This is a genomic window from Actinophytocola algeriensis (genome assembly GCF_014203735.1).
In the GTDB taxonomy this organism is placed as follows: Bacteria; Actinomycetota; Actinomycetes; order Mycobacteriales; family Pseudonocardiaceae; genus Actinophytocola; species Actinophytocola algeriensis.
The window spans coordinates 59,264-77,138 of the sequence record NZ_JACHJQ010000013.1 but is presented as its reverse complement, the minus strand read 5'-3'; the positions used below and the strand labels follow the sequence as shown (position 1 = coordinate 77,138).

Below are 17,875 nucleotides of genomic sequence, written 5' to 3'. Positions count from 1 at the left end.
GTCCGTTGTTCTTGCGAGGGGTGGCTTCGAGCCTTCCGGCGAGTCGCGGCGCGATCCCCTGACGCGCTCCGGAAGCGAGCCTAACCGCCGGTGACCGGCCGTCAAGGGTCTCCTGGAGTCACTCCACGTCGACTGATCGGCCGAACGTGCGTAGCGTCGTAACGGTGACAGGCGCCGTTCCCACCCCACCCGAGAACCTTCCCCGCACCGCGGGAGAGCTGCGCGCCGCCGGGCACGAGCCCCGCGGTGTGAAGACCGAGATCCGTGACAACCTGCTGGCCGCGTTGCGTGCGGGGCGCGACCCGTGGCCCGGCATCGTCGGGTTCGACAAGACCGTCGTGCCGCAGCTGGAGCGCGCGCTCATCGCGGGCCACGACGTCGTGCTGCTCGGTGAGCGCGGCCAGGGCAAGACCCGGCTGCTGCGCACCATGGTCGGCCTGCTCGACGAGTGGACGCCCGTGATCGAGGGCGCCGAGCTCGGCGAGCACCCGCTCGACCCGATCACCCCCGAGTCCCGCCGCCGCGCCGCCGAGCTGGGCGACGACCTGCCCGTCGGCTGGCGCCACCGCTCCGAGCGGTACGCGGAGAAGCTCGCCACCCCGGACACGTCCGTGGGTGACCTGATCGGTGACGTCGACCCGGTGAAGGTCGCGCAGGGTCGCACGCTCGGCGACCCGGAGACCATCCACTTCGGACTCGTGCCGAGGGCGCACCGTGGCATCGTGGCGATCAACGAGCTGCCGGACCTGGCAGAGCGGATCCAGGTCGCGCTGCTGAACGTCATGGAGGAGCGGGACATCCAGGTCCGCGGCTACACGCTGCGGCTGCCGCTCGACGTGCTGCTGGTCGCCACCTCCAACCCCGAGGACTACACCAACCGCGGCCGGATCATCACCCCGTTGAAGGACCGCTTCGGTGCCGAGGTGGTCACGCACTACCCGCTGTCCGTCGCCGCCGAGGTGGACGTGATCAAGCAGGAGGCGAGCCTGGTCGCCGAGGTCGGCGACGAGCTGCTCGAGGTGCTGGCCCGGTTCGTGCGCAACCTGCGCGAGTCCACCGCCATCGACCAGCGCTCCGGCGTGTCCGCCCGGTTCGCCGTGGCGGCCGCCGAGACCGTCGCGGCCGCCGCGCTGCGCCGGTCCGCGCTGATCGACGAGCACCCGGCCGTGGCGCGGCCGATCGACCTCGAGTCGGTGCCCGCCGTGCTGCGCGGCAAGCTCGAGTTCGAGTCCGGTGAGGAGGGCCGCGAGACCGAGCACCTGACGCACCTGCTGCGCCGCGCGGTCGCCGAGACCGCCAAGGACCGGTTCGCCGGCCTGGACCTGCGACCGCTCGTGGACGCGGTGGTCGACGGCCACCTGGTCGCCACCGGTGAGCGGGTGCCGGGCGGCGAGGTGCTCGCGGCGCTGCCCGAGCTGCCGGTGCTGCACGAGGTCGCGTCCCGGCTGAACGTGTCACCCAAGGACAACCCGGGCCGGATCGCGGCGGCCATCGAGCTGGCGCTCGAGTCGCTGTACCTGCGGCGCAAGCTCGCGAAGGACTCCGACAGCAACGACGGCACCACGGTGTACGGGCCGTGAGCGGAGCTTGCGAGGGGGCGGCGTGACCCGTTTCACCTACGGCCAGTACTACGACGGGCCCGACCCGCTCGCGCCGCCGGTCGACCTGCGGGACGCGCTCGACGCGATCGGGCGGGACGTCATGGACGGCCGGTCGCCCCGGTCCGCGCTCGAGGAGCTGCTCCGCCGCGGCACCAGGCAGAACGCGGGCCTGGACGAGCTGACGCGGCGGCTGTGGGAGAAGCGGTCGCAGATCCAGCGCCGCCACAACCTCGACGGGACGCTGCAGCAGGTGCGGCAGCTGCTCGACGAGGCGGTGAGCGCGGAGAAGACCGCGCTGTTCCCCGACCCGGACGACGACGCCCGGTTCCGGGAGGCGCAGCTCGACGCGTTGCCGTCCGGTACGGCCGCGGCCATCCGGGAGCTGTCCGAGTACGACTGGCGGTCCGACGAGGCACGCGAGAAGTACGAGCAGATCAGGAACCTGCTCGGCCAGGAACTGATGGAGTCGCGGTTCCAGGGCATGAAGCAGGCCCTGGAAGGCATGAGCCAGGAGGACACCGAGCGGATCCGCGCGATGATGGCGGATCTGAACGACCTGCTGCTGGCACACCTGCGCGGCGACGACACGACGGCGCAGTTCCAGGAGTTCATGCGCCGGCACGGCGAGTTCTTCCCGGAGAACCCGCGCAACACCGAGGAACTGGTCGACGCGCTGGCGGCCCGTGCCGCGGCCGCGCAGCGGATGATGAACTCGATGTCCGACCAGCAGCGGGCCGAGCTGTCGGACCTGATGGCCTCGGCGTTCGGCGATCCCCGACTGCTCGAACAGGTGTCGACGCTCGACGCCAACCTGCGTGCGCTGCGGCCCGGTGAGGACTGGACCGGTTCGGCACGGTTCCGCGGCAACCAGCCGCTCGGCATGGGCGAGGGCGCGCAGGCGATGGCCGACCTCGCCGAGCTGGACGCGCTGGCGGAGCAGCTGTCGCAGTCGTACCCGGGTGCGCGGCTGGAGGACATCGACCTGGAGGCGCTGGAGCGCCAGCTGGGTGACGAGGCCCGGGTCGACGCCCGCAGGCTCGCCGAGCTGGAGCAGCAGCTGCGTGACCAGGGCCTGCTGGAACGCGCGCCGGACGGCTCGCTTCGCCTGTCTCCCAAGGCGTTGCGGCGCCTCGGGCAGACGGCGCTGAAGGACGTGCTGGCCACGGCCCGGCGCACCGGCGAGCGGGACTCCGCGTTGTCCGGCGCGGTCGGTGAGCCGACCGGCGCGACCCGGCCGTGGGAGTTCGGCGACACCGCACCGTGGGACGTGTCGCGGACGGTGCGCAACGCGGTGCTGCGCTCGGCGGGTGGTCCGGTGTCGCTGGACGTCGTCGACGTGGAGGTCACCGAGACCGAGCAGCGGACCCGGGCGGCGGTCGCCCTGTGCGTGGACACGTCGTGGTCGATGGTGCAGGACGGGCGGTGGGTGCCGATGAAGCGCACCGCGCTCGCGCTGCACCAGCTGATCTCGACGCGGTTCCGCACGGACGCGTTGCAGCTCATCACGTTCGGGCGGCACGCGCGGTCGGTGGAGCTGCCGGAGCTGGTCGGCCTGGAGGGGGTGTGGGAGCAGGGGACCAACCTGCACCACGCGCTGCTGCTGGCCGGGCAGCACCTGCGCAAGCACTCCGACGCCCAGCCGGTGGTGCTGGTGGTGACCGACGGCGAGCCGACCGCACACCTGGAACCCGACGGGGAGGCGGAGTTCGCCTACCCACCGGAGCCGAGGACTCTGCGCAAGACGGTCGCGGAGGTCGACGCGCTGGCCAAACTCGGGGCGTCGGTGACGGTCTTCATGCTGGGCGACGACCCTCGGCTGGCACAGTTCGTCGACCTGATCGCCCGCCGCAGCGGCGGGCGAGTCGTGGCCCCCGATCTGGACGGCCTTGGTGCCGCCGTGGTCGGCGACTACCTGCGCGGCCGCCGAGGGCGCTGATGCTCGGGGGTGCGCCTCGTCGGAGCACAACTCTCGACAGGGAAAGCCGCCGCAGCGACAAAGCAGGGCTCAACAGGGCGAACCGCTAGGACGCCGACGTGTCGGGTTCCAGGATGCCGAACAGGTTGCCGTCCATGTCGGCGACGTAGGCGAGCCAGCCGACGTTCGGTACGGGTTGCTTGTCGAGGGCGATCGCGCCGCCCGCGGCGATGACGGCGGCGACGGTCTCGGCCAGGTCGGTGACCTCGACCGTGATCACGAAGGCGCCGACCGGGGTGTCGGCGGCGGGACGTGGGCCCTTGCGGGGCAGCAGCCCGCCGTTGATGCCCGGGCCCTCGCCGGTGTTGACCGTCCAGTACGGGTTCGTGCCCCACTGCTCGATGCGCCAGCCGAACACGGTCTCGTAGAAGACCTTCGCCTGTACGGGGTCGGTCGCGTGGATCTCGAAGTGCACGGGTCGGGCCATGGCGCGCCTCCTGCGGCTTCTCGGACGTGCCAGTGAACTACCCGGCGGACCGGCGAAGCAATCAGTAGGCGAACGTGGGCAGGCCGTCGTCGCTCAGTGTCACCTTCGCGAAGGGGCGCTCCCCTTCTGGCGTGACGTTGGGGTCGATGCGCAGCTTGTGCGTGTAGGCGCTGGTCTTCCGCAACGACACGTGCGCCGCGCACCCGCACTTCGGGTCCGAGCGGTCCTGGCACGCCGAAAGCGACCGCCGGAGCAGGTCGAGCGTGGCCGCGTCGAGCTGGCCCGACCACTCCATGTCCCACTCCTCGTCCCACCGAGGAGCCCAGCAGTCGTGGGAGTACACGCGCAGCTCACCGAACTCGCAGCCGGTGCACGACAGCACGATGTCCCAGTCGTACACGGTGTCGTGCCCCGCGAAGCCGTGGGGAACGCCGCGCAGGTCGAGATCCACGACCAGCTCCTGGCGTTCCCCACAGCGCAGGCAGGCCTGCGAGATCATGCCGCGATCATGTCACGACGTGATGTCCTTCGTGCGGAAACGACGAGCCGCGAGCAGGCCGAAGAACGCGCCGTACGCCACCGCGGAGAACGCGCCCGCCGCCATGTTCGACCAGTCGATGTCCGTCGAGATCAGGTCCGACCACGCGAACGCGTAGTGCGTCGGCAGGTAGTTCCGCAGCCCCTCGAGCGCCGTGATCTGGTCCAGGATCGACGACAGGATCGCCACCAGCACCGTGCCGCCGACCGCGCCGAGCGGCGCGTCCGTCGACACCGTCAGGAACAGCGCCAGCCCGGCCACCCACAGCAGGTGCACCGCCAGGTACAGCACCGTGAACAGCAGCGCCATCATCGAGTCGGAGAACGGGATCGCGTCACCGGTGGGGCTGACGGCCTCGCCCGCGCCGTAGAAGATCACGCCGACGAGCAGTGCCACCGCGGGCAGCAGCGCGATCGCGAAGAACGACAACAGCCCCGACGCGATCGCCTTCTGCCGCATCAGCCGGTGCCGGGGGACCGGCATCGCCAGCAGGTACTTCAGGCTCGACCACGACGCCTCGGACGCGATCGTGTCGCCGAAGAACAGCGCCACGATCATCGGCAGCAGGAAGCTCGACACCGCGAACAGCACGAACACCACGAAGTTCGGTGCCGACGAGGTCGCCAGGTCGACGAACCCGCCGGACCGGTTGTCCCGCGCGTCCGTGCCGAACTCGAACGCCGCCCACAGGATCCACGGCAGCAGCACCAGGAACCCGAGCATGAGCTGCACGCGGCGGCGCCGCAGCTGGCGGACCAGCTCGACCCGCAGCCGCAGCGTCCGGCCCGCGCGGTAGCCCGTGACCGAGCCGTCTGGCTGCACGCCCTGATCTTCCTGCGCCGCCGCGTCGGCCAGCTGCTCGATGGCCGCCTCGTCGGTGTGTACCCCGTTCGTTCCGGTCACCGGGACGTCTCCTCTCCGACCAGCTGCAGGAACGCGTCCTCGAGCCTGCGCCGCGGTCCTGCCTGTTCCACCGCGACACCCGCGCCGACCAGCTTGGCCAGCGCCTCGGCGCGGGGGAGGCCGTCGAGGTCCGCGTGGACCTGGTTGCCCTCCACCTCGACGCCCTCCACTCCGTCCACCGCGCGCAGCACCTCGGCGGCGTCCTCCGGGCGGTCCACCCGGAAGGTCGCCTCACCGCTGCCGCCGACGATCTCCTCGACCTTGCCCGACGCGACGAGCCTGCCCTGGTGCATGACCACCACGTGGTCGCAGGTCTGCTCCACCTCGGCCAACAGGTGCGAGGAGACCACGACGGTCCGCCCGGTCGAGGCGTACCGGCGCAGCACGGCGCGCATCTGGTGGATCTGTGGCGGGTCGAGCCCGTTGGTCGGCTCGTCGAGCACCAGCAGGTCCGGGAGACCGAGCATGGCCTGCGCGATCGCGAGCCGTTGCCGCATGCCCTGGCTGTAGGTCCGCACCCGCCGGTGCACCGCCTTGCCGAGACCCGCGATCTCCAGTGCCTCCTCGACGTGCGCCTTGTCCGGCGGCCTGCCGGTGGCCGCCCAGTACAGCTCCAGGTTCGCCTGCCCGGACAGGTGCGGCAGGAACCCGGCGCCCTCGACGAACGAGCCGATCCGCGACAGCACCGGCGCACCGGAGTAGATCTTGTGCCCGAACACGCGGATGGTGCCGCCGGAGGGCTGGATCAGGCCCATCAGCATCCGCAGCGACGTCGTCTTGCCTGCGCCGTTCGGGCCGAGAAGCCCCAGTACCTGGCCGGCCTCGACGCGGAACGACAGGTCGTCCACCGCGGTCACGCCGCCCGGGTACCGCTTCGACAGCCCCTCGATCACCAGCGGCACGTCCACGAGTCCGGGATCCAGGTCGGTCGCCCGGCGCCTGCGGAAGGCACCCCAGATCGCCGCGAGCACGACCAGCCCGAGCACGATCGCGATGCCGATCAGCGGCCCCGAGGGCAGCCCGTTGCCGGTGCGCGTGCCGGACACGACCGGCGCCTCGACGGCCGCGCCCTCGGCGACGGCGACCCGGTACGCCGCCGCCTGCGTGGCGGGGGCGTACGCCTGGTCGGTGGTGCTGACCACCAGCGCGATGCTCCGGTCGGTCTCGATGGGCCGGACGATGCCCGGCAGCGTCACGGTCACCTCGACCGGCGAGCCGTCCGCGGGCAGCGCCGGGATCCGGAACGGCGACACCGCGGAGCCCGGCAGGATCCGGGTGCCGTCCGCGCTAACGTCGTACAGCTTCGCGAACAGCACCGCGCCCTCGGTCGCGGGCGGCGCGGCACCCGGGACCGCGGCGACCCGCAGCCGGACGGTGCTCGCACCCGCGATCAGCAGCTGCGACTGCAGCGGGCGGCTCTGGAACTGCGCTGCCTGCCCGGGCAGGTCGATGGACACCCGGCCGACCAGCCGCGACGAGCTGCCGATGATCGACCCGAGCCCGGGCAGGCTGCTGATCGACGCCGGGTTGCCGCCGGGTGGGTTGACGATCGTCTGTTCCGGCCCGAAGACCGGGACGCTCCTGCGCTCGGTGGCGTCGGCGCCGTTCAGGCCGGGGTAGGTGCCGGTGCTGACGGTCCGCACCGACGGCGCGCCCTGCACCCGCAGCGCGCCCTGCACCGCGTACGACAGGCCCTCGCCGGGGTCGCTGCCCTGGCCGCGGAGGTGGAAGTCGAACCAGTCGGCGATCTGGCCGCGCAGCTCGGGACCGGGCCGTCCGCCGTCGTGCCCGCCGGTGTACCAGACGACCTTCACCTTGCCGCCCGCCTCGGCGATCTGCCGGGCGTTGGCGTCGGCCTGGTCGAGGCCGAACAGGGTGTCCTGCTCGCCCTGCACCAGCATCGTCGGCTGCGTGATGTTCTTGGTGACCTGCATCGGGGAGACGGACTGCAGCAGGTCGACGGTCTGCTGACTGGCCCGGCCGGTGGTGGCCACCTCGGCGTAGGCCGCGCAGAACTCGGGCCGGAACTTCCCGCACGGGTTCCCGGCCTCCTGCCCGGGCTGGCTGGGTCCGCCACCCGGCTGACCAGCGCCGGCACCGGCCGTGGCACTGTTCGCCGCGCCGGAGTCACTGCCCGTGTCGCCGCCCGTGTCGCTGTCGGTGCCACTGCCCGTGTCACTGCCCGCGCCGTTGTCGGTACCACTGTCGGTGCCGCCGGATTCGCCGCCCGAATCCGTGCCGCCGGTGCCCGTGTTGCCTGCCGGCACGTCGATGTCGTCGTCCTCGTCGCCTTCCTCCACCGCGTCCACGGTCGGGTCGGCGAGCCCGCCGCCGCCCGCACCGGAGGCGAAGAAGATGCCGGCCCAGGAGCGCTTGAACACACCGTCCGCCGCGTACGCGTTGGCCGCAGGCGTGCCGGGGACCGTGTCGTCGGTCGTGGCCGAGTTGGGCAGCAGCGCCTGGCTCAGGTCGTTGTAGGTGATCGACGGCGCGAGCGCGTCGACCCGCTTGTCGGTGCCCGCGAGCAGCAGCGACAGCGAACCGCCGTACGAGCCGCCGGTCACGCCCACCTTCGGGTCGTCGTCACCGTCCTGGGTGACCTCGGCCTGCTCGCCGAGCCAGTCGACGAGCTTCGACGCGTCCGCGACCTCGTGCTGCCGCGAGTTCAGCGAGATCTGCCCCTCGCTGCGCCCGAAGCCACGGGCCGAGTAGGCCAGCGCGACGAACCCGCGTTGCGCCAGCTCACGGGCGTCGCCGTCCACGCTCTGCTTCGAGCCGCCGAACCCGTGCGCCACGATGACCGCGGGCGCCGGGGTCACCTCGGGCAGGTACAGGGTGGCGTCGAGGCGCACCGGGGCCGCGTCGCCGGGCCCCTGGGCGCCGGCGAGCGTCAGCTCACGGGTCTTGACCTCGGCCGGGTCGTCGCCGCTGTTCAGCCAGACCAGGCCACCGGCGGCGGCGAGGACGGCGACCAGCCCGGCGGCGAGCCAGCGTGGTTGAAGACGTGGGATACGGGGCACGCTCAAAACGTATTGGACGTTTCCTGAGAGTGGCTGAGAGCCCCTGACCGATTGGTCCGCATCGCCCGAATGTGATGTTCGACAACCTGATCTGACTGGTGTGTTCCGGATATGACCACCACAATGGATGTGTTGGAGGGGAGTATTCCTTCGCGGCGGCGTCGTCAACACGGACCTCGAGTCCCGGCGTCCCCGGCAGGCGCTGACCTGCGGAAGAGACCTCCGGTTGTCGGTAAGAACCGTTGAACCGGAGGTTCATTGGATGAATGTTCCCGCGTGGATCTGGCTCGCCACCATCGGCGGCCTCCTAGTGCTACTTGCGATCGACCTGGTGATCGTCGACCGCAAGCCACACGAGGTCGGCGTCGGTGAGGCGGGGCGCTGGGTCACCTTCTACGTCGCCTGCGCGGTGCTGTTCGGCATCGGTATCTGGATGTTCTCGGGTGGCACCTACGCCGGTGAGTACTTCGCCGGGTACATCACCGAGTACTCCCTCTCGGTGGACAACCTGTTCATCTTCCTGGTGATCATGTCGGCGTTCAAGGTGCCGCAGATCCACCAGCACAAGGTCCTCCTGGTCGGCATCCTGCTGGCGCTGGTCTTCCGCAGCATCTTCATCGCCGTCGGCGCGGCCGCGATCTCCCAGTTCAGCTGGGTGTTCTACGTGTTCGGCGCGTTCCTCATCTACACCGCGATCAAGCTGTCGGGCTCCGGTATCGGCGGCGACGACGACGAGGACTACGAGGAGAACCGGGTCACGAAGTGGGCCCGCAAGCTCTTCCCCGTCACCGACGACTACCACCACGGCCACGTCTTCACGAAGATCGACGGCAAGCGCTTCGCGACGCCGATGTTCATCGTGATGATCGCGATCGGCTCGGCGGACATCATGTTCGCGGTGGACTCGATCCCCGCGATCTTCGGTCTCACCAAGGAGCCGTTCCTGGTCTTCGCGGCCAACGCGTTCGCGCTGATGGGTCTGCGGCAGCTGTACTTCCTGCTCGGCGGCCTGCTGCGGCGCCTGGTCTACCTGTCGATCGGGCTCGCGGTCATCCTGGGCTTCATCGGCGTGAAGATGGTCCTCGAGGCGCTCCACACGAACACGCTGCCGTTCCTCAACGGCGGCGAGCACCTCAACGTGCCGACCATCGGCATCCCGCTGTCCCTGTCGGTGATCATCGGCGTCCTGGTCATCACCGCGGTCGCCAGCCTCATGAAGACCCGCAGGGACGAGAAGAAGAACGGGGCGCCGGCCGAGGCCGCCGTCACCGGGACCGACGCCGTCACCGGGACCGACGCCGTCACCGGGACCGACGCCGTCACCGGGACCGACGCCGTCACCGGGACCGACGCCGTCACCGGGACCGACGACGAAGAGAGCACGGAGACCGACCGGTCGCCGCTCGAGGCCGGTGACACCGCCGCCGACCGAACGGGCAGGTGACCGATCACGCCACCTCGACGAGGTCGCACCGAGCGTGCAGCTCGGCCCAGGTGGCGTGGTGCCGACCGTCCGCGGTGTGGTAGATCCCGTCGGCACCGGGGAACCAGGTGCGCAACCAGGTGTCCCGGACGGCGGGCAGGTCGATCGGGTCGGGGGTGGTCCCGATCCGGCCGACCAGCCACACACGCGGGCGGTTCGGCATGTCGACGGGTCTCGTGCACCGGGTTGGCTCGTTCATCACGACCTCCTTGTTCGTGTGATGTGATTCACGAGCCGGCTCGTTCCTTACGATAAGTTCCCGAGCTCTTCCCGACACCGGGGAAACCCCCAGAATCCGAAGTGGGGAACCCCTACCCGGCGCCGGGGGAGGCCCTCAGTTGAGGACGTAGTTCAGCGAGTCGCAGATGCGGGCCAGCGGCAGGTCGAGGCCCGGGTAGTCGAGCGGCAGCAGCACTTCCGGCGTGAGGGGCAGCGCGTCGCCAGCAGGCGGATCCCACAGGCACACGGCCGGGTCGCCGGAGTCCATCGACGAGCGGTACCAGAGCCCGTCGAGGCCGGGGAACGCGTCGCGGATCGTCCGCGCCCACGCCTGCGTGATGTCCTTGGGTCCGCTGGAGATCTCCTGCGACGCCCCGGCCCTGGTCGGCCACAGCCCGCAGAGGTCGAGGAGCTTCAGCGGGCGGACCGGCGCGAACACGGCCAGGTGCGGCCGCCGCGTCGATCTGTCCACGATGGACGACGCCTGGAACACCTCGGCGATGGACGTCCGCACGGACAGCCCGAAGTACAGGACGCCGTGCTTGGGCGCGGTGACCACACCACCGTTCGGTGGCGGCGGCTGCGGGTCGAACCTGGCGTGCGGCAGCGGGCCGGTGTGGCGGAAGGTGTTCCACCGCTGCTGGTGTGCGCCCGCGGCGACGAACACCCGCACGAGGCGGGTGGAGGTCGGCAGCGCGACGACGTCCTCGTGCGGGCGCAGGCGCGCGTGCAGCACGGAAGGCGAAGGGGGCAGGGGGAGTCGGGACACGTCAGGCAGGCGTCCCCAGTACCGACATGAGCCGCGCGACCTTCTCGGGCATGCCGCCCGCCAGCAGCCAGTCCCTCGGCGTCACGGGCGGGTCGCCGAGCGCGGTCTGCGGTGTGGTCATGAACGCGGCCACCACCAGCGCGGGCTGGTCGGCGGGCACCTCGGCGAGCACGGTCCCGAGCCCGGGCAGCACGTCGTCGTCGGTGAACTGCCACACCGGCAGCCGCCAGCCGCCGCGGTCCTTCCAGCCGACCAGCTGGCCCGCCGCGAGCCGGTGCCGGATCCGGCTGGCGTCGACGCCGATCCGTTCGGCCGCGCCCGCCACCGTCAGCGCCGTGTCGCGCAGGACCGCCTGCAGCGCGACCGTCCGCGCCCGCACGTCCCGTTCGCCCTGCCGCTGTGGCGCGAGGTCGAACCCCACCGCCGTGAGCGCGGTGCGCTGGTCGGTGGTGAAGTAGTCGGCCGGGCGCGGGTCGACAGGGGAGAGCCGCTTGGCGGCGTCCTCGACCAGTGCGAGAAACTCGTCCGCCTCGACCCGAAGCCCGGCGCGGGCCAGTGCGGTTCGTAGCGCGGACATGCGATTCAGGCTAGCACGCTCGTGCGCGAACGTGCGCACCCGCGTGACGAAGGACCCCTTCGTGTGGAGCGGTGTGATGAAGGACCCCTTCGTGACTCGGGGCCCTGCCGGTCGGCGGCTCCGCGCCATCCTCGTTCGCACCCTTGACACCGTCCCGCACCGCCCCTAGCGTCTCGGGTAATCGATTTCCCAGACGCTGACGACTGGCGACGAGGGAGCATGGACAACGCTGTCAACCCGCTGGTCGAGATGATCGGCATCAGCAAGTCGTACGGCGGTGTGCGCGCCTGCCGCGACATCGACCTCACGGTGCGGGCCGGTGAGGTGCACGCGCTGCTCGGCGAGAACGGCGCGGGCAAGTCGACGCTCATGAAGATCCTGTCCGGCGACGTCACCGACTACGACGGCACGGTCTCGATCGGCGGTGCTCCGGTGCGGTTCGCCGCGCCTGCCGACGCGCAGCGCGCGGGCGTCGCCATGATCCACCAGGAGCTGGACCTCGTGCCCGGTCTCACGGTGGCGGAGAACATCTTCCTCGGCCGTGAGCTCCGGACCCGGCTGCGCACGGTCGACCGACGCCGCACGAACCAGGTGACCAGGGGGCTGCTGGAGCGCTGCGGCGTCGCGCTCGACCCGCGCAGACCGGTCGGCGAGCTGCGCACCGGCGAGCAGCAGCTGGTGACGATCGCGAAGGCGCTGTCCCTCGACGCGAAGGTCCTGATCATGGACGAGCCGACCTCCGCGCTCTCGCCGGTCGAGGTCGAGCAGATGTTCACGGTGATCTCCGAGCTGCGCAGGGCCGGGGTCGGGATCGTCTACATCTCCCACCGCATGGACGAGATCGGCCGCATCGCCGACCGGGCGACCGTGCTGCGCAACGGTTCCGTGGTCGCCGGGTTCGACACGCGGGACATGACCGCGGAGGCCGCGGCCGAGGCCATGGTCGGACGGCCCGTGCAGGCCATGTTCCGCACGCGCGACGTCGATCCGGGGGAGGAGGTCCTGCGCGTCACCGGCCTCGCGCTCACCCCGCGGCGCGAGCGGTCCGGGCGGCGGGAACCCGACGGCATCAGCCTGGCCGTCCGGCGGGGCGAGATCGTCGGCGTCGGCGGGCTGCTCGGCTCCGGGCGCACCGAGCTGCTCGAGACCCTCTACGGCGCGGGCTCGGCCGGGACGTTGCGGGGCGAGATCCTGTTCCGCGGCAGGCCTTTCCACCCGCGCGGCGCCCGGCAGTCGCTGCGCGCGGGCATGGCGCTCGTGCCGGAGGACCGGCGGATCGCGGGGCTGTCGCTGGAACACTCGGTCGCCGCGAACACCGTGCTGTCCATTGTGGATCGCATCGCCACGGCCGGGTTCGTGCCGAGGGCCAGGGAAACCGGTGCCGTGCGGCGGATCACCGCCGAGCTGAAGGTGAAGCTCGGCTCGATCGGTGACGCGGTCGGCACGCTGTCCGGCGGCAACCAGCAGAAGGTCGTCTTCGGCCGGATGCTGCTGACCGAACCGGTCCTGCTGCTGCTCGACGAGCCGACCCGCGGCGTGGACGTCGGTGCGAAGGCGGAGATCTACCAGCTGCTCGGCGAGGCGGCGCAGCAGGGGATCGGCGTGCTGCTCGCGTCGTCGGAGCTGGCCGAGCTGGTCGGAGTGTGCGACCGGGTGGTGGTGCTGTCCGGCGGGCGCAGCGTGCGTGAGCTGGACACGCGGCAGGCGGGTGAGGCCGACCTGCTGGCCGCGTCGATGGGTGAGGGTTCCGCGGCTTTGGCGGTTGAAGGAGGAGAGAACGCATGACCAGCGAGGTGACGACCAAGCAGGCCGGTGCCGAGCCGGAACCGCCGCCACAGCAGAGGAAACAGCGCCGGGAGTTCGTGAACGCGCTGTTCCGCTTCCAGAGCCTGTTCGGCCTGGTCGCGGTGTTCGTCGTAGCCGTGGTGTTCTCGCCGCGGCACAACGGCGAGCTGCTGTTCCTCAACGCGGACAACCTCGCCAACGTCGTCCGCGCGATGTCCGAGATCGGGATCATGGCCGTCGGCATGACGTTCGTGATCCTCGTCGGCGGCATCGACCTGTCCGTCGGCGCGGTGCTCGGTCTCGCCGCGGTCGGGTCGGCGGTGCTGATGGTGAACGACGACTTCGGGGTCGTCGCCACCGTCGTCATCGTGCTGGCGATCGGGCTGTTCTTCGGCTTCCTGCAAGGGATGGCGTCCGCGTTGTTCGGCATACAGGCGTTCATCGTGACGCTCGCCGGCATGCAGATAGCCAGAGGTCTCGCCCGCATCTGGTCGGGCGGGCAGGGCGTCGCCATCGCGTACGGCGACGGGCCAGGCGAGGCGCCGGTGACGTTCTCCCTGCTGGGGGAGCGCACGTTCAACGGGATCGTGCCGATCCCCGCGCTGATCTTCGCGGTCGTCGCCGTCGTCGCGATCGTGTTCCTGCGCACCAGTGCCTTCGCCCGCCACGTGTACGCGATCGGCGGCAACGAGAAGGCCGCGCGGCTCTCCGGGGTGCCGGTGACCCGCGTGAAGGTCATCGTGTTCTGCATCTGCGGGTTCCTGGCGGCGCTGGCGGGCATCGTGCACGCCGGCCAGCTCAACCAGGGCAGCCCCAACGACGGGTTCGGCTACGAGCTGGACGCGATCGCGGCCGTCGTCATCGGCGGCACGAGCCTGATGGGTGGCCGGGGCTCGGTCGTCGGCACGGTCGCCGGCGCGCTGCTCCTCGGTGTGCTCAACAACTTCCTCGGTCTCCACGGCGTGGACCCGAACGTCCAGCTGCTCGTCAAGGGGCTCGTCATCGTCGTCGCCGCCGGGCTGCAGCGCCTGCGGCCGACCGTCTGACCGCACAGCCACATCTTCTGCCACACGTCTGTCAAACCAGGAAAGAGGATCCGACATGGCCCGTCGTCGTGCCGTGGCCGCCGTGCTCACCGCGGCCACCGCGCTCAGTCTGTCCGTCTCATGTGGAACGACCAGCGAGAACAGTGGTCAGGGCGGTGGGGGCGCGCAGGAGAGCGAGTGTGGCGGTCCTGACGGCAAGTACACGATCGGCATGAGCCAGGCCAACGTCGCCGAGCCGTACCGGCAGCGGATGGACGACGACATCAAGGCCGCGGCCGAGTCGGTGCCGCAGTTCAGCGTGGAGTTCGCGGACGCGCAGCAGGACAACGCCAAGCAGGTGTCCGATGTGGAGAACTTCCTCACCAAGCAGATCGACCTGCTGATCATCAGCCCGAACGAGGCGACGCCGCTGACGGCGGTGGTGGCCAAGGCGTACAACAAGGGCATCCCGGTGATCGTGCTGGACCGCAAGGTCGACGGTGACGCGTACACCACCTGGATCGGCGCGGACAACGTCGAGATCGGCCGCACGGCCGGCGAGTACGTGGCGACGACGCTGCTCCCGAACGGCGGCAAGATCGGTGAGATCCGCGGCCTGGCGGGCTCGACCCCGGCCAAGGAGCGCGGCGACGGGTTCCGCGAGGGCATCGAGGGCAAGGACATCGAGATCGTCCAGAGCGTCGACGGTGACTGGCTGCGGGAGAAGGGCCAGTCGCAGGCGGACGCGTTGTTCAAGGCGCACCCGGACATCCAGGTCCTGTACGCGCACAACGACCCGATGGCCGAGGGCGCGTACCTCGCCGCGAAGGCCGCGGGCATCGAGAAGAACCTGAAGTTCATCGGCATCGACGGCCTGCCCATCCCGTCCGGTGGCCTGAAGGCGGTCGAGCAGGGTCGCCTGTCGGCCACGCTGATCTACCCGACCGGTGGCGCGGAAGCCGTCGACACGGCCAAGAAGCTGCTCGTCGACTGCCAGGACGTGCCGAAGGAGCAGACCCTCGAGACCGAGCTGATCACCATCGACAACGCGGCCACCGTCTACAACGAGGCCAACAGCTGATGCGCGGCAGGATCGTGCTCGCGGCCGTGCTCGGCGCCGCCGCCTTCGTGACGGCGCCGACCGCGCCAGCCGCCCCGGCCGCCGAGGAGACCGGCACCGGACCCGTCGGCTGGCAGACCTACCGCGACCTCACGGCCGCCGCCCAGCTGCGGCCGGACAGCCAGGTGCGGCAGTTCTCCAGCTACGACCGCGCGGGCGGCAACGACGACGGCTTCAACAACACCTACTCCTGCCTGCGCCACTCCGACGACGGCTGCGTGATCGCCGAACGCCGGGGCGCGGGCGAGATCGACTCGATGTGGTTCACCCGCGACTACGGCTCGATGGTCCACAACGGACGGATCAAGGTCGAGCTGGACGGCCGCGTCGTGGTCGACGAGCTGTTGCAGGAACTGGTCGACGGCAAGGCAGGCGCGCCGTTCGTGTGGCCGCTGGTCGGCAACGGTGACGACACCGCGGGCGGCTCGGTGGTCAAGGTGCCGATGCCCTACCGCGAGTCGATGCGGGTCACCGTCCAGAAGGACCCGTTCTTCTACCACGTGACCTACCGCGAGTTCACCGACTCCCAGGGCGTCCGCACGTTCGACCCGCGCGACGCGGCGCAGGACGTGGTGCACCGGATGCGGGCCTTCGGTGTCCGCGACCCGAAGCCCGCGCTGCGGGACGCCTCGGTGAAGCGGTTCTCCGGTGACCTCGCCCCGGGTGCGACCGCGTCGCTCGCGTCGCTGTCCGGCGCCGGCTGGGTGTCGCAGGTGCGGGTGCGGCTGCCGCAGGTGGTGGCGAGCCCGAGGGTCGGCAACGACGGCCGCGCGTTCGGTGCCGGCGGCAGCAGCGCGTTCACCGTGGCGGTGGACAAGAACAACGACGGCGTGCGGTTGACGCGGCGCGTGGACCCGGTGATCGCGAACCAGGTCGCGCGGATCGTGGTGGACGGCAAGGCGGTCGGCACCGTCGACAGTGGACCGGTGCGCGGCGGGCAGTGGCTCGACCAGGTGGTCGACATCCCGGCGTCGGTGACGAAGGGCCGCTCGTCGCTGAAGATCGGCGTCGAGTACGTGTCGTCCGCGTTGGACGTCAACGAGTTCCGCTACGACGTGCACTCCCGCCTCGGCGACTCGTGGACCCGCACCGACGTGCTGGACCTCGGCCCCGGTCATGACGGCGAGGAGAAGGCACACGGGTACACGATCCGCAACCAGAGCTGGGAGGGCTCGCGGGTGTACCGCCTGCAGGCCGACCCCGCGCGGGTGACCGCCTCCGACGCGGTGCTGGAGGGCGCGCGGCTGCGGGCCACGTTCGACGGCACGACCACGGTGGACGCGCCGGTCGGCGAGTTCTTCGGCTCCGGCCTCGGCGAGTACGACACCCGCACGCTGTTCTCGTCGATCGACGCGACGGCCGACGGCTGGTACACCGCGTGGTGGCCGATGCCCTACGGCCGCTCGGCGTCGTTCGAGCTGGTCAACGGCAGCGGTGTGCCGATCACGGGCGCGGTGGTCGAGGTGACCTCGGCGCCGGACCGGGCGGTCGCGGGCGGGCTGTCGTCGGGACGGCTCGGCTACTTCAACGCGACCCACCGGCGCGGCGCCACCGTGCCGGAGCAGTCGTGGAACTTCCTGGAGGCCGAGGGCACCGGGGTGTTCTACGGGGTGACGCACTCGATGCGCGGCAACATCCCGTCCGGCAACCGCAGGAACTACCTCGAGGGCGACGAGACCGTGTACGTGGACGGCGCGGCGAGCCCGACGCTGTACGGCACCGGCAGCGAGGACTTCTACGAGTCCGGCTGGTACTTCCGGGACGGCACCACCTACGTCATGCCGGAGGCGGGCAACCCGGCGTACGAACTGGACGGCGACGGCTGCCGGTACGACTGCACGGGCGCGTACCGGCTCATGGTCGGCGACGCGGTCTCGTTCGGCGAGTCCCTGAGCTTCAACATCGAACACGGCCCGGTGGACAACGAACCGGCGGACTACAGCTCGACCGCGTACTGGTACGGCACGGCCGAGAAATCGTTGTCCGAAACGGACGTCGTCGACGCCACCTCGGAGGAAAGCCGCGCGTCGCACGCGTACCGGGCCGAGGGGGAGACCCGGGGGACGCTCACGTCGACCTTTGAGGGCAGAGGTGACACCACGCCCGTAACGCGCGACGTCACGGCGGCGACGGGAGAGGTGTCGTTCACGGTCGAGGTGGCACGGGACAACAGGGGCGTCCGGTTGCTGCGGCTGGGGGACCAGAACGTGGCGTACCAGCGCGCGGTCGTGCTGGTGAACGGAAAGCGGGTGGGCGAGTGGCTGCAGCCACTCGGCAACACGCGCTCGCGGTGGCTGGAGGACAGCTTCGAGCTGCCCGCGTCGGCGACCGGGGGCAGGACGAAGGTGACGGTGACCATCAGGCCGGTCGACGGCGGCCCTGCCTGGTCGGCGGCCACCTACCGGGCCCTGTCCCGCGGCTGACCGGAGCCGG

14 protein-coding genes are annotated in these 17,875 nt (G+C 70.9%); 7 read left to right on the top strand and 7 right to left on the bottom strand.

Annotated elements, in window-relative coordinates; genetic code table 11:
- Nucleotides 1-164 precede the first annotated feature (164 nt).
- A complete protein-coding gene (locus FHR82_RS42580) occupies nucleotides 165-1,580 on the top strand; it encodes a sigma 54-interacting transcriptional regulator (protein WP_184816390.1) in 1,416 nt (471 codons plus the stop codon).
- A 22-nt stretch (nucleotides 1,581-1,602) separates the two neighbouring features.
- Entirely contained in the window at nucleotides 1,603-3,537 is a 1,935-nt protein-coding gene (locus tag FHR82_RS42575; RefSeq protein WP_184816389.1) for a vWA domain-containing protein, read from the top strand.
- 85 nt (nucleotides 3,538-3,622) lie between these two features.
- On the opposite strand, the gene FHR82_RS42570 is transcribed toward FHR82_RS42575, so the two are convergent.
- The 4 genes from FHR82_RS42570 to FHR82_RS42555 form a co-directional block, all read right to left on the bottom strand.
- Entirely contained in the window at nucleotides 3,623-4,003 is a 381-nt protein-coding gene (locus FHR82_RS42570; RefSeq protein ID WP_184816388.1) for a VOC family protein, read from the bottom strand.
- 61 nt (nucleotides 4,004-4,064) lie between these two features.
- A complete protein-coding gene (locus FHR82_RS42565) occupies nucleotides 4,065-4,502 on the bottom strand; it encodes a hypothetical protein (RefSeq protein ID WP_184816387.1) in 438 nt (145 codons plus the stop codon).
- Between the two features lie 12 nt (nucleotides 4,503-4,514).
- Nucleotides 4,515-5,444, bottom strand: a complete 930-nt coding sequence (locus tag FHR82_RS42560) for an ABC transporter permease (RefSeq protein ID WP_184816386.1) — start codon at nucleotides 5,442-5,444, stop codon at nucleotides 4,515-4,517.
- On the bottom strand, nucleotides 5,441-8,464 hold the full coding sequence (locus tag FHR82_RS42555; RefSeq protein ID WP_311771554.1) for an alpha/beta fold hydrolase: 3,024 nt from the start codon (nucleotides 8,462-8,464) through the stop codon (nucleotides 5,441-5,443). Before FHR82_RS42555 ends, FHR82_RS42560 begins: the two co-directional genes overlap by 4 nt.
- Nucleotides 8,465-8,726: 262 nt before the next feature.
- Between FHR82_RS42555 and FHR82_RS42550 the strand changes: the two genes are divergently transcribed.
- On the top strand, nucleotides 8,727-9,908 hold the full coding sequence (locus FHR82_RS42550; protein WP_184816385.1) for a TerC family protein: 1,182 nt from the start codon (nucleotides 8,727-8,729) through the stop codon (nucleotides 9,906-9,908).
- Nucleotides 9,909-9,912: 4 nt separating this feature from the next.
- On the opposite strand, the gene FHR82_RS42545 is transcribed toward FHR82_RS42550, so the two are convergent.
- The 3 genes from FHR82_RS42545 to FHR82_RS42535 all read right to left on the bottom strand — a co-directional run bounded on the left by FHR82_RS42545 (nucleotide 9,913) and on the right by FHR82_RS42535 (nucleotide 11,512).
- On the bottom strand, nucleotides 9,913-10,146 hold the full coding sequence (locus FHR82_RS42545; RefSeq protein WP_184816384.1) for a hypothetical protein: 234 nt from the start codon (nucleotides 10,144-10,146) through the stop codon (nucleotides 9,913-9,915).
- A 135-nt stretch (nucleotides 10,147-10,281) separates the two neighbouring features.
- Nucleotides 10,282-10,935 carry an RES family NAD+ phosphorylase gene (locus FHR82_RS42540; RefSeq protein WP_184816383.1) on the bottom strand — a complete coding sequence of 218 codons (654 nt, stop codon included), beginning with the start codon at nucleotides 10,933-10,935 and terminating at the stop codon, nucleotides 10,282-10,284.
- Between the two features lies 1 nt (nucleotide 10,936).
- Nucleotides 10,937-11,512 (bottom strand): DNA-binding protein, encoded by a 576-nt coding sequence (locus FHR82_RS42535; protein WP_184816382.1) that lies wholly within the window; start codon nucleotides 11,510-11,512, stop codon nucleotides 10,937-10,939.
- Nucleotides 11,513-11,731: 219 nt separating this feature from the next.
- On the opposite strand from FHR82_RS42535, the gene FHR82_RS42530 reads away from it, so the two are divergent.
- The 4 genes from FHR82_RS42530 to FHR82_RS42515 are packed head-to-tail and all read left to right on the top strand — an operon-like array spanning nucleotide 11,732 to nucleotide 17,865.
- Nucleotides 11,732-13,297 carry a sugar ABC transporter ATP-binding protein gene (locus FHR82_RS42530; protein WP_184816381.1) on the top strand — a complete coding sequence of 522 codons (1,566 nt, stop codon included), beginning with the start codon at nucleotides 11,732-11,734 and terminating at the stop codon, nucleotides 13,295-13,297.
- Nucleotides 13,294-14,343 (top strand): ABC transporter permease, encoded by a 1,050-nt coding sequence (locus FHR82_RS42525; RefSeq protein WP_184816380.1) that lies wholly within the window; start codon nucleotides 13,294-13,296, stop codon nucleotides 14,341-14,343. The genes FHR82_RS42530 and FHR82_RS42525 overlap by 4 nt, the downstream gene beginning before the upstream one ends.
- 55 nt (nucleotides 14,344-14,398) lie before the next feature.
- On the top strand, nucleotides 14,399-15,403 hold the full coding sequence (locus tag FHR82_RS42520) for a substrate-binding domain-containing protein (protein ID WP_184816379.1): 1,005 nt from the start codon (nucleotides 14,399-14,401) through the stop codon (nucleotides 15,401-15,403).
- On the top strand, nucleotides 15,403-17,865 hold the full coding sequence (locus FHR82_RS42515; protein ID WP_184816378.1) for a glycoside hydrolase family 172 protein: 2,463 nt from the start codon (nucleotides 15,403-15,405) through the stop codon (nucleotides 17,863-17,865). Before FHR82_RS42520 ends, FHR82_RS42515 begins: the two co-directional genes overlap by 1 nt.
- Nucleotides 17,866-17,875: the final 10 nt, after the last annotated feature.

Coding starts and splice junctions, on each gene's coding strand:
- FHR82_RS42525 (WP_184816380.1), top strand. CDS start 13,294: ATGACCAGCGAGGTGACGACCAAGCAGGCCGGTGCCGAGCCGGAACCG.
- FHR82_RS42530 (WP_184816381.1), top strand. CDS start 11,732: ATGGACAACGCTGTCAACCCGCTGGTCGAGATGATCGGCATCAGCAAG.
- FHR82_RS42545 (WP_184816384.1), bottom strand. CDS start 10,146: ATGAACGAGCCAACCCGGTGCACGAGACCCGTCGACATGCCGAACCGC.
- FHR82_RS42515 (WP_184816378.1), top strand. CDS start 15,403: ATGCGCGGCAGGATCGTGCTCGCGGCCGTGCTCGGCGCCGCCGCCTTC.
- FHR82_RS42535 (WP_184816382.1), bottom strand. CDS start 11,512: ATGTCCGCGCTACGAACCGCACTGGCCCGCGCCGGGCTTCGGGTCGAG.
- FHR82_RS42520 (WP_184816379.1), top strand. CDS start 14,399: ATGGCCCGTCGTCGTGCCGTGGCCGCCGTGCTCACCGCGGCCACCGCG.
- FHR82_RS42565 (WP_184816387.1), bottom strand. CDS start 4,502: ATGATCTCGCAGGCCTGCCTGCGCTGTGGGGAACGCCAGGAGCTGGTC.
- FHR82_RS42570 (WP_184816388.1), bottom strand. CDS start 4,003: ATGGCCCGACCCGTGCACTTCGAGATCCACGCGACCGACCCCGTACAG.
- FHR82_RS42550 (WP_184816385.1), top strand. CDS start 8,727: ATGAATGTTCCCGCGTGGATCTGGCTCGCCACCATCGGCGGCCTCCTA.